This window comes from Daejeonella sp., from assembly GCF_030684675.1.
Classification (GTDB): domain Bacteria; phylum Bacteroidota; class Bacteroidia; order Sphingobacteriales; family Sphingobacteriaceae; genus Daejeonella.
Genome location: NZ_JAUXXZ010000058.1, coordinates 30,990 through 47,643 on the forward strand (window position 1 = coordinate 30,990; position 16,654 = coordinate 47,643).

Consider the following 16,654-nt stretch of genomic DNA (forward strand, 5'->3'; position numbering starts at 1 on the left):
GAAATATAATGCGGGAAAGCAGTCAATTTTTAATTCATCCCGGATATTTTAAAATATCCGGGATGAATTAAGGGTTTTAATTTAATGTTTTACATCCCACCACAATCTTGTGGCAGCGTTATCCGGGCCACCCAACAGGGCTTCTGCTGCTTTTACTGCAGCGGCATTTCTGTCCCTGTCATAATTTAGGAATGGGATACGTCGGATAATCTTATTTGCAGGAACATCCGGGTTATCTGAATGTATCAGGGGATATAATTTAGGATATCCGGAGCGTCTGATAGATGCCCATGCTTCATGCCCTTCAGGAAATAATGCGATCCATTTTTGGGTCAGGATTTGTTCACGCTGTTTCTCTGGAATAGCAGAGAATTTTACCGGAATGTCCGTCAGGGCAGGAGTATTAAAGTACCCGCCCGGAGCTTTAGGTAGATTTGGGCTTTTTATATAATTATTGATCGCGGCATTATCAGTTATCCCCCATGTTCTGAGCGACATTTCTATTCCCTTTTCATACATTGCTTCGGCAGTGCCACCCATATTCCATCCATTTAATGCACCTTCAGCACGCAGAAAATATGCTTCGGCAGTGTACATCACTGTTGAAGGCGTTTTAAACATGCTGCCTGGAAGCAGAGCATCACTTGGTCCGGAGGTATTATCAGGGTCATTTGCCGGTGCAACAATTTCTGCCACATTCATTCCGTTTCTGACACCCGCATATTTACCGGTATTCACAGATGGAGCCCAAAATTTACTCATTCTTGGATCGTCATAACCTCCTAAAACACTTTCCATTGTAGAACTCATTCTGAATTCATTCCAACCGGATTGTCTGTTGTATCCGTTATAATTCACACCACCAACTTTAAGATAGGCATCGTCACTTAATTCAGCCATCGTTCCACCCGCCACTGCAGCTTCAGCTTCTGTTTTTGCCATTGCCGGTTCTACGTCAGATATTCTTAAGGCTAAGCGTAAACGCAGTGTATTCGCAAATCTTACCCATTTTCTATTATCTCCATTGTAAATAACATCTTTATCTCCATAAGATGGTTGAGCTATATTGGCGTTGAGTGCATCAGTTGCTTCTTTTAGTTCTTTAAAAAGATCCATATAAATACTTTTTTGAGAATCATAGGATACTACGGTGCTGTCGGAACCAATTTTTGAGTAAGGAATAGGACCATAATAATCTGTAGCACGGTGCATTACAAATACCTTCCATATCCTTGCTATAGAATTCAAAGCCTTCGTTTCAGGAGTCTTTGTTTCCTTTAATATGGACATTAATGGTGGAAGAGATTTTGTATAAGTAGCTATCCATTGCTCCTGAATCCACTCTTGCGCAATATTGTATCGGTCTGTAGGGTCGAATGTTGCAGTGATCGCTGAATATTGAGCAAACAAATCGGCAAAAAAGCCTTGAGCATACTGATACTCTGCTGAGGATCTGCCAGAATACATGGCCATGTATTGTGCATTTGTAAATAGCCCCTTAACATCCCCAGAGTTTAACGTTGTTAATCTTGTTGGATCTGTATTTAATTCCGAATAATTTTTAGTGCATCCGGAGCCAATTGCCAGGATCACTAGACTTAAGCAGAGATATACTCTGAAATGTGTTAATATTTGATGTTTCATTTCGTGCGTTTTTAATAATTATTTATCAAAAGAGGATTAGATTGTCAAAATGACACTTTCAGGTTCAGACCAAAATTGCGGGTTGTAGGTAAAGCTGCATATTCTAAACCTCCGCCATTTAAACCTCTGGTTACCTCCGGATCTATTGGTGCATCTTTTTTGAAGAAGAATAAATTCCTTCCAACTAATGATAATTTTGCACTTTTTATAAACGGATATTTACTTATTAATTTATCACTAAGCTGGTATCCTAATGTAAATTCACGCAATCTGGTATTCGTTGAAGAATAACTGTAAAAACCTGCAGAGGGATATCTTCCTCCTATTAATCCAAAGTATTTTTGTGAAGCAATAGAGGTTGCATTTTTTGTTCCGTCTTGTCTGTAAGCGTCCAGTACAATACCTCCTTCACGACCTAAGAGAGAGTTTTTTGAATGGCCATATGCATCAATTAATGCTTGTGTGCCACCAATCACTGTACCTCCTTGTCTGTGATCAATTAAAAAACTCATGGAAAGATTTTTAAATGAAAATTCATTTGAAAAACCGAGCATATAATCAGGGTTATAATTCCCAACAAATTGATCCAGACCGTCAGTCAAAATTGGTGTGCCGTCATTTTCAACCAGCTTTCTTCCCTGAGCATCCGCTTTCCATCCCCTGACATACATATCACCATAGCTACTTCCTTCGTCAACTTTGATCAGATAAACATTATCACCTTCTCCAATAACAATTGATTTTATCGTTTCAGTAAGTTCCTTGACCTTGTTATTGTTTTTAGAATAGTTCAATCCCATATCCCATCTAAAGTTTTTACCTGCAATTGGAGACACATTAGCAACAAGTTCAACTCCATGGTTTTGGATTAATCCGGCATTAATATATTTCCGGTCAAATAATGAAGCTGCGGGTAATCCTATTAATAAAAGTTGATTCTTGGTTTGGGTATTATAGTAGGTGAAGTTCAGACCTAATCGGTTGTTGAAAAATTTCCAGTCTAAACCGGCTTCATACGAAGTGGTCAATTCAGGTTTATAGGTTCCCAATGACTGAATATTGGGTGTAATAATTGCACCCCCGATACCCACTGAGTAATAGTTTCGGTCAAGATATTGAGTCCCACCATAGCCCGAATTTGCCATTGTCAGGCTGGCCTTTCCATATGAAACCCATGACGGTAGTTTAACCATATCTGATACAATTGCGGATAAACCAACTGATGGATAGAAGTAAGATTGGCTTTGCTCAGGTAGTGCAGATGACCAATCATTTCTGGCTGTGACATCTAAATACAGATAGCTATTATATGCAAAAGTCGCAGTACCATATAGCGATTGAACACGTGGAGTTCTTCCATCAGCCGTTGTAAAGAATGGTGACTTCGCATTGTGCATATAGAAAAAATTCGGTTTATTTAATCCATTTGCACTACCGCTAATGCTTTCATATTTACTTTCTTGTAATGAAGCTCCTAAATTTCCTGTAACATCGAATTTCTTTCCAAGGTTGCGCTTAAAGGATAATAAGGCATCTACATTTATCCCCTGACTTCTGTTGGTGCTATAATCATAGTTTGATCCAACCTGGCTGAAATAGGAATCTGCATATACTTTTCTGTCGTTGTTTTGAATAGTCTTATCGATACTACCACGAACCTGAAGATTTAACCAATCATTAAATTCATATTTTGCTGAAACCAAACCAAGAATACGATCCCTTTTTTGGTAGTAATTTATTCTGTTTAATGCCCAATAGGGATTCACCAGAACTGAAGAGCCAGGTAGCCAATAGCTTTGCTTTTCAGTACCTGTATTATCAGTATAGGCGTAGTTTTTCATTTCGTCCAAAGGAATAGATGTAGGGGCGCTAAAAATTGAAGGTAATACATAGCTTCCACCTCCTCCCGGAACTGGCCGATTATCTACATCTTCAAAAATATAGCTCATTTTGGTAGACACAGAAAGTCTGGATGAGATTTTATTATCTGTTTTAAGATCTACATTATGGCGTGTAAGGTCATTGTTTGTAAGGATACCCTGTGCCATTGTATTTCCATAAGAGAAATAGGTTTGCATTTTTTCACCACCTCCGCTAACACTGAGTGTATTGTTGAATGTATGGCCGGTTCTGAAAAAATTCTTTAAATTATCTGGTTGTCCCAGTAAGGGAACACTTTTTCCATTCCAAAGAGTAACCGTTTGTCCTGTAGCTTTTGGACCCCAGCTTCGTTCTGAATTCGAGCCATAAATCCCGGCATCTCCCTGTCCATATTCATATTGCAATTCTGGCAGTACAGATGCCTTATCCATACCCAGTCCGCTAATGAAGTTAACTACTGTCTGATTTGCTTTCCCCCTTTTGGTGGTAATAATTATGGCTCCATTTTGCCCCTGACTACCATATAATGCTGCAGCAGATGCACCTTTAAGGATTGTCATACTTTCAACTTCGTCCGAGTTCAGCATCCCAACGTTCCCACTTAAAGGGACACCATCAATTACATATAAAGGTTGATTACTATTAGTTATGGATCGATTCCCACGTATTAAAACCTTGGAATCACCACCCGGTCCGGTTGCATCTTTTGTTATTGTAACACCTGCAACTTTCCCCTGTAATGAATTGATTAAGTTGGTCTCTTTTGCTTCATTCATCTTGTCGCCTTTGATGTTTTGAACAGCATAAGTCAGTGATTTGGCTTCCCTTTCAATACCAAGGGCGGTCACTACAATTTCTCCTAAAACCTGAAGATCTTCACGCAGGATAATATTTAATGTAGTTCTGCTATTAACTGCAACTTCCTGGGGAAGGTATCCCACATAACTGAAAATCAAAATATCAGTATCAGAAACATTTAGTGTATAATTTCCCTGCAAATCAGTCGCTGTTCCCAAAGCGGAACCTTTGACACGAACACTTACTCCGGGAAGTGACTCACCTTTTGAATCGCTTACCTGCCCTTTGACTGTAATTGGCGGCGCATTCTCAATAAGTGGAGTAATGTCTGTAATCCTTGGCTGCTGAAAGAGAAGAGGTTTTCTTTTAACTATTACAATGTTGTCATTAATTGTATAAGTCAAAGGCTGATCAGTGAAACAGCGGTTAAGTACACTTTCAACCGTTGAGTTTTTGAATTTTACATCCACAGGTTTTGCTTCTTTCAGCATGGCTGCGTCATACACAAATTCATATTTACTTTGGCTGCTTATTGACCAGAATATCTGTTCAAGAGTAGCGTCTTTCTGAGATAAAGTAATCTTTTGAGCATACCCTGCGGCACTGGCCTGGAGTATGGTAAAGATCATTAAAACAATAGAAAGTTTCATAATCAGAAGTAGTTTATAGGCGGTGGAATATTGCACACTGCATATCCTATGAGAAGGAATTTTCATACATTTGTATCGTTTAGGTTTATAAGTTTGTCGATATCACGTTATTTATAAGCGGGTAGGCCTGAAACTGTCCTAAAGACAGATTTGAACCGGTGCGTTCGTAGCGCTCCGGTTTTTTCAATTACCCCTTTTTTAGTATGGGTCAGGGCATAACTACTATCCTCCTTTCTCTCCCCTTAGAATCACCGGGGATAATTTTAAATCGTATTGAACCAGTTGATTCCAGAATTTCAAGCACCTCGGATACATTTCTTGTGCGGGATATTTTTCCGCCAAAAACTTTCTCAGGAATAGGCCCCTCGTACTTTACTTCCAGATTATACCAGCGGGATATTTGTCTCATTATACTTTGGATATCCTCGTTTTTGAACATGAAATAACCTTCTTTCCAGGCTGTAACCTGAGTGACGTCAACAGAGGCTACATCGATGTCTCCATTTTTAACTCTTGTTTGTTGGCCGGGTGATATTACTTTGCTTTTATTTTCTTTAATAATTCTAACAGAGCCCTCAAGTAAAGTAGTATTTGTACTGCTTTCATCGGGGTATGCCATTATATTGAAATGAGTTCCTAAAACTTCAACTATTTGACTACGATTGATCACCCTGAATGGCATTTTACTGTTATGTGCAACTTCAAAATAAGCTTCTCCGCTTATTTCAACCTTTCGTTCATTGCCGCTAAATCTCACCGGGTAACGTAATGATGAAGCTGAATTTAACCAGACTTTACTTCCATCAGGCAAGACTACCTGATATTGCCCGCCAGGAGGTGTTTCGATGATGTTATACGAAAGCGATTGAGAAGAGTTTTTTGAATTGGATATGCTGTAAACCAATTGCCCATCAGCGGTCTTACTAATCTTTATACCGGATTGCTCAGCAAGCTGGCCATTTTCAGCATCAGTCAGACTGATCTTGCGACCGTCAGCTAAGGTTAAGGTCGCAATATTGCCACCGGGGGAAATATCATTTTGTGCTTCTGAAATCACATGTTTCACCTTAGACTTCTTTATATAATCCAGATAAAACAATGTTCCGATTGAGATAATGATGATAATAGCTGCTGCGGATATGACTCGCGGCCAAAGGGTATGTAGGCTGGATGTGCTTATTTCAGCGGCTATTTTCTTGCGGAATTCTTTCTTTGCAGCTTTTAGGTCGGTTTCTGTAAGCCCAGTTAATTCATCTTCATTCAGGTGATGAAACCATTTTTGAAGAAGTAGTTTTTCTCTTGGACTACATTTCCCCGACTTGTATTTTTCAAGCAATTCCTTTGCTTCCTTCATGAGCTTCAAAAGACTTTATTCTCTTTATACTCCTAAGACGGCAAAGCTAGTATTGGGTAGGTACTGGGAATTTAAATAAATTTAAAATTTATTTAAAAGCAACATAATCAGGAATGTGATTAACCCCAAACGTACACGAAGAATACGTAATGCTTTTTTAATTTGAGTTGAAACGGTTTGCTCAGATATGTCCATCAGATTTGCTATTTCTTTATGGCTAAGTTTGTCCTTCCGGCTTAACTGAAACACTTCTTTCATTCTTGGTGGAAGTGCCTGAATTTCTTTTTCGATCAGATTTTTTAAATCGTTTTCGCGAATCAGAAAATCTGTTTGAACTCCGGCATCTTCTATGAAATTTTGCAATGATGCCAGGTATCTTGCTTCAACTTTTTTATGCGAAAAAAGATCCAGGGCTTTGTTACGAACTGCCGTGAAAAGATATGATGGAAGAGAAGTTTGCATTGAAAAATCGAAGCGCCTGGTCCATAATGCGGTCAAAACCTCATGGATAATATCCTGTGCTTCTTGTTTATTATTCAGCTTTTTATGAGCATAGCTATAGAGCAGGCTATGGTAACGTTCGTAAATTTCGGTAAAGGCCCTTTCATCCCCTTCATGCAAAAGAGTTGTCAATTCCTGATCGGACAGTGTTTGATAATAGGACATTGATACTATAGGTAGACGATCAAAACGAAAGACTAATATAGTAATAATGTAAAAATATATACTCAGAGGATTTTAGGAAAATGAATTAATTTGATAAGGTGATGAAAAATCTGACAAATGAGATCATAAATGGATATTTTTTTTTAGTTTTTATTTTCTTTTGAATATAAAAGTTAAAAAAATGAGATATTTCTAATCTACCAGGTCCTTTCCTTCAACAATTCCTGCATTTCTGCCTGAGAATAGGGTAATTTACCAGGGTTGGCACTAATCCACTTCGCAAAATCGGCTTCAATTTCTGCTGTCCAGCGGTTATCAATCTGGCCGGAGGTATATTTGCCTTCTTTTAATCGGATTTGCCCAAATTCATCCCTTACCAGAATCAATTCTCCAACTTTTACTACTTTTTCGGCAAGGTGAGGTGGAATAAAGGCAACACCATCCAGATATCCCAAAATTACATCTCCCGGCAAAACAGTTACCGGGCCAATCCGGATGGCCACATTTACGCCTTTAAGCATCATTTCTGTCTGGTGCGAAGGATGATCCCCCCTGATAAAGGAGGTAAAGCCGGGCATAGCTTCAAGATCCCTCAGATCTCTTACCGCACCATTAAAAACTACACCATTACCTGATTTGGCCAGAATTGCAGTTCCAAGGTTACTTCCGATTATCGGACCATCCACTACCTTGCCATAAGAATCGGCCACATAAACATCGCCTTTGCTTAGCATATCGATAGGCCAGGAAACCATATCACCAATCCGGCCATCTGCCTTGCCCTCTTTTTCGAGATGTTCCCTTACTTCTGGTCTGATGGGCATGTATTGTGCAGTTAATGCCCGCCCAACTAATACCTCTCCCGAGTGAATATTTTTCCAGTTACCCTCATATTGGTGTAAATAGCCTGCTGCCTTAAGTACTCCCCATGCCTGTTCCAACGGGACTCTTTTCATCCGTTTGAGCAGGTCATCTGATACTTTTGGCCTTCCATCAGGAAAGCGTTCTCCCGTCCATTTCGGGGTAAGCTCAAACATTTCCTGCTGGCTAATAGTTAAGTTCTGTGCCTGAATTGATGTAGAAAGCAATATGAATACTGCTATGATCTGTATTTTTAAAAATGCCATGGATTAGATAGTTTAACCGATTATTATTTACACTTTTTACATTAAATGATTGTTAATAGTTTTTAATACAGCAAGGATTCAATGGTGTGGGGCTTACCGTTTTTAATTGCTGTTCTGACCTTCATGGCATCCTGAATTCTTTTTAGTGGGTCTCCATCTACAATGATGAGATCGGCTAGTTTTCCTGCTTCTATGCTGCCCAAATCCTTGTCAACTCCGACTACTTTTGCAGCCTGTATGGTTGCCGATTGCAAAGCCTTGAAAGGAGATAGTCCTGCATCAACATACACCCAAAGTTCCGAATGGAGACTGCTGCCGAATGGCGCAAATGGTGCATCAGTCCCAGCGGTAATACTTCCCCCGGCATCAGATATCGCTTTAATTGTTTTTAGCAGTGCCTTATAATTAGCATCTGCTTTTGGTGTTCTCAGCGAGTCGAACTTGTTGGTTTGGGCATACAGACCTTGTAGAAATTCAGGTGTAAGGAATTTCCTGTTCCTTTCGTCATTTAGTAATTCATCATATTGTTTAGCCAGTCTGAAATATCCTGTTCTTAAGCATGCCGTTGGGGTGATATTGATTCCTGATTTAGCAACCAGTTGAACCACATCCTGGTAGCTTCTGAAATTAGCATCAAGAAGCATTGAATAACCTCTTCGGCTGGTTCCTGAAAGATGTTCAATAGCGTCAACATTGTATTTTGTGGCAGGATAAAGTTCATGAGAGGAGAGCGGAATGCCAATTTTATGGGCACCTTCAGTAAGGACTTTTTGAATGGAATCAGGCATTCTGACATAAGTCTTGATCAGACTATAGCCAAGTTTTTTAGCCCTTTCCAATTCCATTCTGATGTGATTTGCTTCGGTTACGCTATTTGCCAGTCCATAAGCTATGCGTGTACCATCGGTTAATCCACCTGTAAAGAACAGTCTTGGGCCGGGACGAACACCGCTTTCCCAGGCCTCTTTACGTTCAAGCGCATCATAAGGATCAGCTCCCGGCTCCCTGACTGATGTGATGCCATAAGACAGCCAGATCTTACCGAGTTTTTCGCCAACATTTGAACTTTGATGGGTATGCATTTCGAAGAGTCCTGGCATAATTACCTTGCCTGAGGCATCGATAATTTTAGTGCCGGGTTTATGATTTTGATGGGGCTTAATGTCTCTGATCCGGTGCCCCTTAACATAGATATCCATATTTTCCTGGTAAGTGCTGTCTTTACCATTAAATACCTTACCTGCATGGATAATATATTCTTCAGTAGGGATCTCGGTTTTCCATTTTAAGTCAATAGCTATTTCCTTTACTTTTCCGCTGTTTACATCGATCTGCTTTAATTTATCAGTGGCGATATAAACTATGGTTTTTGAATCTCCGGTCCAGCTCAGGTTATCTGCAAGTTCATCAGTGAGTTTTCTCTCTTTACCAGAAATTTCACCGTTCATGTTTACCGGAATAGTCCAAAGCGTACCATCTTTTGTATAAGCCATGGTTTTTCCATCCGGTGACCAGGCCGGGCCATTCTGGACACGCATTCCAAGTGGCTTGTCTGAATCAGGGCTAACCAGAATAGTGGTGTCTTTTTCAAGTGATACAAGCATGAAGTTATTAAAGCCTTCCCGGAAACGGGTGGAATGAGCTTTTAAGGCCATCATGGCCACTGTTTTACCATCCGGTGACCAGGAAGGTTTGCTGGGTACCCAAACCGTTTTGTTTGCTACTTTAACTTCTCCACTGGCCACATCGGCAATATGCAGAATGCCATAGCCCCATTTCTTCATGTAGTTCTGGGTATAATAGGCAATTTTTTTACCATCCGGAGACCAGGTAGGGTAGGATGTATCTTCTATGATTTGTTTGGAAAGCAGGCGACTCTGATTTGTTTTCAGATCGTGTAACCAAACATTCATGATGCCTCCCCGATCAGAAATATAGGCCAGAGTATTGCCATCAGGCGACCAGTCGGGTTCCAGATCTACAAAAGAATCATTGGTCAGCTGTATAAGTTTACCATCAATTTCCTGGATAAAGATGTCGCCTTTGGCTGCAAAAGCTATTTTCTTTCCATCATCAGATACCACCGGACTTGCAATTCCCAAGGCTTTATGATCTTCTGTATTATCAAAATCATATTTTTTCTTTTCGTAAGGCTTGCGGTTGAGGGTAAAAGTAGCTTCAAAAGGAATAGTTTCAATCGTGGATTGTCCGATTATCCTTTTTCTGATATGCCCATCGGCTGTATAAATTAGTTTGTTGTCAGATGCCCAGTTAATCCGAAAAGGGAACAGATCTTCGTCCCCGGTTGATATTTGTTCAGTACTGCCATCATTCAGGTTAGCCAGATAAATATAACTTGTATTTTTATCATCAAAAAGCATTGTTTTGCCGGTGAAAGCCACATAGCTTAGCTTGCTGTCATCAGTATTCCAGGAAGGTGCAGCAATACGCATAGCTTCAGGGACGGCCAGTTTTTCTGTTCCGTTTTCAAGAATATAAATACCGGATTCATCCCTTTGTGAAACAAAAGCGATTTTGGTTCCGCTGTTTGAAAAGGCAGGATTTGAATCATTTGCCTTATCGGTTGTGAGTTGGTTAAGCTCTTTGCTCGAAAGATCGATTTTCCATATATCGTAATTTCCACTTCTGTCAGAAGAGAATACGATTGATTTACCATCAGGCGACCAATCCGGTTCCCTGTTATCCGATGTGCCAGAGGTTAATTGCGTTAAATCTGAGCCATCCTTGTTGATTGTCCAGATATGATAAGTACCATCCCGGTAGGAGTGAAAAACAATTTTTCCCCCATCCGGTGACCAATCAGGTTCCTGAGAATCTCCCATTTCATCGGTTACACTTTTTGCTTTTCCACCTTCAACAGGGATAGTCCATATTGTGCCTTGAAGACTCATTGCTAAAGTCGACTGGTCGGGTGACAGGGCAGCGGCCATATTGGTGCCTTCTGAAACAGTAACTTCAATTGCATCATTTTTACAGGATGTAATGAGGAAGCTTAAAACAAGAATATAGCTCAGGAATAGAATTTTTTGTTTCATCGGATTATGCGAATTTATAAATGGTAAAAACATATTTTATCGATTAAGGGTATGTATAAATAGGTTTAAATCAAATTTTATGATTTTGCTTTCGCTAATATTGCCTGCATACTTACAGGTACTCCTCCCTGCCTTTTACTTTCATCTGCCGCTTCCATAAATACATGTATTGCCAGAGTTTCTTCTATGTTTATGGGACTTATTCCGGTTTTGAAGAATTTTAACATGTCTATTACCAGTGGACGGTGACCAACATCATTAAAAGAACCAGCCGGGAGGATTTCGTTTAATCCATAGGCAATACCGCTATGTGTAACTTTCCCTTTTCTGATTCCCCTATAGGTTCCGATCCGGTCATTGTCCCAGATTCCGACTACATGATCCGTATTCAGAGTATGTTTGCGCTGTACGGTATGGCAGTCTTTGCCCATAATAGTGAACAGAATTTCAATTCCGTGAATTCCATACCAGTAAAAATCAGGGTGTGTTGGTTCAAGAGGACAGCCGCTGTAAGAATCTGCTCCCATAATATCACCGATCGAACCATTACGGGCGGTCTGAGCACCTTTTAAATATCGTGTTGGTGAAGAGGAAAAAATGGGGCAATTATATTTTTTTGCAGCATCTATAATTTTAATTACATCCTTTAATGATGCTGCGAAAGGTTTGTTGATGAACAGTGGTTTACCAGCTTTTATTACTTGCATTGCCTGTTCAACGCGCGGATGACCGTCGAATGTCATCAGCATAACGGCATCTACCCTGGTTAGTAAAGCCTGAATAGAGTCTACCAGTTCGACTCCATTTTCTTTCATCTTCCCAACATAGGTTGGGATTTGTTTTATACTGGATTCTATTTTTTTACTTCCATAAGGATAGGCTGCTGTAACCCTGAATCCTTCGAATGAACTATCCCAAAGGGGTTGTACAACATCGTATCCCGGTCCGGGAATGTTGTTGATATGGCTGATAATCATAGTCACCTGTGAGGTATCGAGCCCGATTATTCCAATCCTGATCATTTTTTGTGATTGATTATTTGCCAAAACTTCAATCGGATTAATAGATGCCAAGCCTGCTCCTGCGATTGCAAGACCAGATATAAATTTCCGCCTGTCTATAGATTTCATAGCTTATTATGAAAAGGACTTAAATTGAAATTATTATGAAATGTGCTTATAATTTATGTATTTATTCTGGGGATCTTCAATAGATTACAAGGTGGGTAATTTCAAATTCTCGCTCTTACCTGTAATATGGGAGGGAATTACATCCGGATTGATTGTGTTTACGTCCGACTTGAATAAACTCAGAGACTCCAGTTCGATGGTGCTTGCACCCACTCCCGTAATGGATTTTAAAAGGGTAAATCTTCCCATTTTGGTTATATATTTTAATATTTCTGCTTCCTGAATAAGATTTAGCAAAGGATAAAGCGATTTATATGCTTATCAGTATATCCATATACCATTTGTGAAGTATCATTATTAAGACTTATATCAAATCTATCTTACCCGACTTCATTATCCTGCTACTTTCATTTTTATTTATAATACTATCTTCGATAAGATGTATGAATTTGCCTAAGACTCAAAGTATTTATCATCAACTTAATGAATGGGCATTTTTGCAAAAAGCAGTAATTTGCATAACTTTACATGATTTAGGGTGAATAGAATATTACTTAAGTTGAGTTTTTAGCCCCCTTTATTTTATGTCCGGGAACGCTGCAACGTTTCCGGATTTTTATTGGGCCTTTTTTTGGAAGTAGATTTATGGGTCCATAGGCTATGATTTTAAGGTAAAACAATAATTTTTTTCTCTTCAATTTTAAATTTTACTCCGCTGAGTTCAAGCATCTTTAAAACTTGTGATAGCTTTGAATCTCTGGAAATATAACCTCCAAAATGCTTTTCAGGCACCAAGCCTTTGTATTCAACCGAAACATCATACCACCTGCTTATTTGATTCATCACTGTGCGCATATCAGTATCGTTGAATTGGAACAAACCGTTTTTCCAGGCTATATTTTGTTCTACATCCGCAAGACTCTTGCTGAGTTTTGCACCTTCATTTGAAACTACTTGTTCACCGGGTTTGAGAACAATGTTACTATTGAGATTACTTACATTGACAGAACCTTCTATGAGTGTAGTAGCACTATAGTTTTCATCAGAATAGGCCATCACATTAAACTGGGGCCCGGTCACAAACACATTCATGTCATTAGTCTTTACAATAAATGGTTTATTGATATTTTTGGCAACCTCGAAAAATGCTTCTCCGGTAAGTTCTACATTTCGCTCCCTGCCACTAAATATTGCAGGAAAACGAAGGGAAGAGACTGAGTTTAGCCAGACTTTTGATCCATCCGGCAAGATGATCTGATACTTACCCCCTTTAGGGGTTTCAATTGTGTTAAAAAGAGCTGTTTCAGAGTTATTCCCTGCCATTTCTGGCATATCATAGATAATGGATCCGTCTGCAGCCTTGCTGATATTTATTCCTCCCTGTTTGGCAATAGTCCCATTAACAGCATCGTCAAGTACAATTTTGGTTCCATCTGCAAGGGTTAAAACGGCTTTGTTTCCACCAGGATTTTTGTCGTAAACCCTTGGTCTTGTTTCTTTCAGAACCAATTTTGTTTCGTTTGTGTTAAAAAAATTGCTTCCAAAACTGATTGTGATTAAAACTGCGGCTGCAATTGAAGTCCCCCAAAGAATGATTCGGGAGATTCCGCTTTTATTTTCAATACCGCTCATTTCACTTATTTCATACCACATCTGAATCTTTTCAGCGGTAAAATCGTCCTGGTCCTGATCTTCGTTTAAAGTTTGTTTGGATGACTCCGATAAGTACCATCGCTCCACCAAGGCCTTTTCCTCAGCTGTGCAATTGCCTTGATTATATTTTTTTAGGAGCTGTTTGGCTTCCAGTCCGGTCATAACTATTGTTTAATTTATGATAAGACAATTTAAAGGGGGTCAGGTAGTAGGGAAATTGAAAATAAATTTCTGAGGTCCGAAACGAGGTATTATAACTGTGAGATACTGCTTACGAGGCTAAGGTAGATTGTAAGGATAAGAATAAAAATATTTAGCCTTAAACGTAGAATTTTAATTGCATTGTTGATCTGCTTTTTAACTGTTTTGTCAGAAATCTGTAGCTCCTCAGCGATTTCTTTGTGCGTACGGATTTTTTTACGGCTAAGTTCAAAAATCTCCCGCATTTTAGACGGCAGGTTCTGAATCTCTCTTTCAATTGCAATTGAAAGATCTTTTGCACTTAATTGTTCAAGAATTGAATTCTGATGATGGTTTGCGAAATTACTTAATGAAGATAAATAGTTGTTCTTAACCTTATCATGCCTGATCAGGTTAATTACTTTATTTCTTGCGGAAACATAGAGGTAAGCAGCAATGTTGGTTTCGGGTTCTATTTGTTCAACATTTAACCAGAGGTTTGTAAAAAGCTCCTGAACAAGATCTTTCGTTTCATCCTTATCGCCTGTCATTTTGAGTACATGATGGAACATAAGCCCCCAGTATCGCTCATAGATTTCAGCGAAAGCTTTTTCATTACCCGACCTGAGGAGGCCCAGTAACTCACTATCCTTAAGGGAATTATAGATACTCATTTTAAGTTAACCTCAAAACGAATATAAGAAATTTTGGTTTAAGTTTATCGAAGTCTGAGGTCTGAGACCTGAAGTCCGACCTCAGACCTCATACTTCAGACATCAGGAAAGGCTATTTCAAAGCTTCATTAACTGCCCTGCCAATATTTCCATTCGGTTCCTGAATACGCAGGATTCCGCTGATGGTAGGAGCGATATCGGTCATGTTATATGAATTGTTTGTTTTTCCCTGTTTGATACCCCAACCCATGAAAACCATTGGAATATGAACGTCGGCAGGGTTCATAGTGCCATGGGTTGCTCCGGTAGACCGTGGTGATGAGCCTGAATACCATGCCGGTTCAAGTACAATCTGAATTACTCCGCTGCGATCAGGATGATATCCGTTTATTATTTTTTCTTTATAGACTTCGGGAATTGTAGCATTCTGAGCATTTGGGATATCAACTACAAAAGCAACACCTTCCTGCTTTTTCAGAAATTCCATTGTGATCTTCTTAATTGCTTCTTCGTTTAATTTATTTGTTTCTATTACTGAATAGTTAAAACTAACTGCGTAATTACTAAAACTTAGTGCAATATTTTTCACCTTAAACCCGGCCTCAAGCTGCTTATTTAATTCATTTAAAACTGCAGAACTAGGAAAGACTCCGGCACTGATTTTATTGTCATTTAAAAACCCTGCATTATGTTGAGCGGCATGATCGGCTGTTAGAAATACAGTATAATTCCCTTTTCCGACCTTTGTGTCAAGATAGCTAAAGAATGTTGCCAGATCACGGTCAAGTCGCAGGTAAGTATCTTCAACTTCAACAGAATTTGGACCGAACTGATGTCCAATATAATCCGGAGAGGAAACACTGATCGCAAGAAAATCTGTGATCGCATCGGCTCCCATTGCTTCATTTTCAACTGCGGCTTTTGCCAGATCCAGAGTCAGGGAACTTCCATAAGGAGTACTGGTTAACAGACCTAATCCGCGGCTCAGCATTTCTGAAGTTTTGACGGGAAGTGTTGAGGTACTCATCCCCGGAAATTTCCCTTCGTAAGGAACATCATCCTTAGTGCTTTGAAGGTAGGTTTCAATTGGATAAAGTGTATTCCAATCCTGCTTCAAATATTTTTCGGGATATTTTTGTTCATTGAACTTTGTAAGCCAGACAGGAAGCTGCTTCATATAATAAGTGCTTGTAATCCAGTTTCCGGAACTTCCATCGTACCAATATGCTGCATTGGCGCTATGCCCGCCGGGAATAATGGAACCGCGGTCTTTTGATGCAATGGCGATAACTTTAGATCTGAAATTTGTAGCAAGTCTGAGTTCATCAGTCATACTTGTTACCAATAAGTTCTTTGGAGACATCTTACCGGCTGATACTGAATTACTTCCTACAGTAGCCACTGTTGAATCCGCAGAGCAATACATGTTTTGTCCTGTAGCCTGGATAATCCAGTCATTGCCGGTGATACCATGGATCGCAGGAACAGAACCCGTATAAACTGTTGCATGCCCAATCCCGGTAACACTGGGTACATAATTGATGTATGCGTTTTCGCATGAAAATCCTTCGTTCAGCATTCGCTTAAATCCACCATTCCCATAACGCTCATAGAAACGATATAAATAATCCCATCTCATCTGATCTACCATTAATCCTACTACTAATTTTGGGCGGGGTAAATTGGTATTTTTGACTTGTATTTGTGCTTTAGATTGTTGTGCATTTGTGGTAAGTGTTGCAAGCACTAGAAAAGTAAAAATCAGAAATTTTATTCTCATTGGATTTGGGATAAATAATTAATATGGTTTTTGCGCAGGATATTGCGGTTTTTGTTTAATT

Annotated in this window: 11 protein-coding genes; all 11 read right to left on the minus strand. The window is 39.4% G+C overall.

Going from position 1 to position 16,654, the window contains the following annotated elements:
• Positions 1-81 precede the first annotated feature (81 nt).
• The 11 genes from Q8M41_RS12320 to pafA all read right to left on the minus strand — a co-directional run bounded on the left by Q8M41_RS12320 (position 82) and on the right by pafA (position 16,593).
• On the minus strand, positions 82-1,644 hold the full coding sequence (locus tag Q8M41_RS12320; RefSeq protein ID WP_305365580.1) for a SusD/RagB family nutrient-binding outer membrane lipoprotein: 1,563 nt from the start codon (positions 1,642-1,644) through the stop codon (positions 82-84).
• Between the two features lie 44 nt (positions 1,645-1,688).
• Positions 1,689-5,039: a SusC/RagA family TonB-linked outer membrane protein gene (locus Q8M41_RS12325; protein WP_305365581.1), complete on the minus strand. Its 3,351-nt coding sequence runs from the start codon at positions 5,037-5,039 to the stop codon at positions 1,689-1,691.
• Between the two features lie 142 nt (positions 5,040-5,181).
• Entirely contained in the window at positions 5,182-6,327 is a 1,146-nt protein-coding gene (locus tag Q8M41_RS12330) for a FecR family protein (RefSeq protein WP_305365582.1), read from the minus strand.
• Positions 6,328-6,408: 81 nt separating this feature from the next.
• Positions 6,409-6,993, minus strand: a complete 585-nt coding sequence (locus Q8M41_RS12335) for an RNA polymerase sigma factor (protein ID WP_305365583.1) — start codon at positions 6,991-6,993, stop codon at positions 6,409-6,411.
• 197 nt (positions 6,994-7,190) lie between these two features.
• A complete protein-coding gene (locus tag Q8M41_RS12340) occupies positions 7,191-8,120 on the minus strand; it encodes an RraA family protein (protein WP_305365584.1) in 930 nt (309 codons plus the stop codon).
• Positions 8,121-8,182: 62 nt separating this feature from the next.
• Complete coding sequence (locus Q8M41_RS12345) at positions 8,183-11,176, minus strand: DPP IV N-terminal domain-containing protein (RefSeq protein ID WP_305365585.1); 2,994 nt, start codon at positions 11,174-11,176, stop codon at positions 8,183-8,185.
• A 77-nt stretch (positions 11,177-11,253) separates the two neighbouring features.
• Positions 11,254-12,306 carry a Gfo/Idh/MocA family protein gene (locus Q8M41_RS12350; protein WP_305365586.1) on the minus strand — a complete coding sequence of 351 codons (1,053 nt, stop codon included), beginning with the start codon at positions 12,304-12,306 and terminating at the stop codon, positions 11,254-11,256.
• Between the two features lie 84 nt (positions 12,307-12,390).
• A complete protein-coding gene (locus Q8M41_RS12355) occupies positions 12,391-12,555 on the minus strand; it encodes a hypothetical protein (protein WP_305365587.1) in 165 nt (54 codons plus the stop codon).
• Between the two features lie 417 nt (positions 12,556-12,972).
• A complete protein-coding gene (locus Q8M41_RS12360; protein ID WP_305365588.1) occupies positions 12,973-14,121 on the minus strand; it encodes a FecR family protein in 1,149 nt (382 codons plus the stop codon).
• An 89-nt stretch (positions 14,122-14,210) separates the two neighbouring features.
• On the minus strand, positions 14,211-14,813 hold the full coding sequence (locus Q8M41_RS12365; protein ID WP_305365589.1) for an RNA polymerase sigma factor: 603 nt from the start codon (positions 14,811-14,813) through the stop codon (positions 14,211-14,213).
• A gap of 112 nt (positions 14,814-14,925) precedes the next feature.
• Positions 14,926-16,593: an alkaline phosphatase PafA gene (gene pafA / locus Q8M41_RS12370; RefSeq protein WP_305365590.1), complete on the minus strand. Its 1,668-nt coding sequence runs from the start codon at positions 16,591-16,593 to the stop codon at positions 14,926-14,928.
• Positions 16,594-16,654 lie beyond the last annotated feature (61 nt).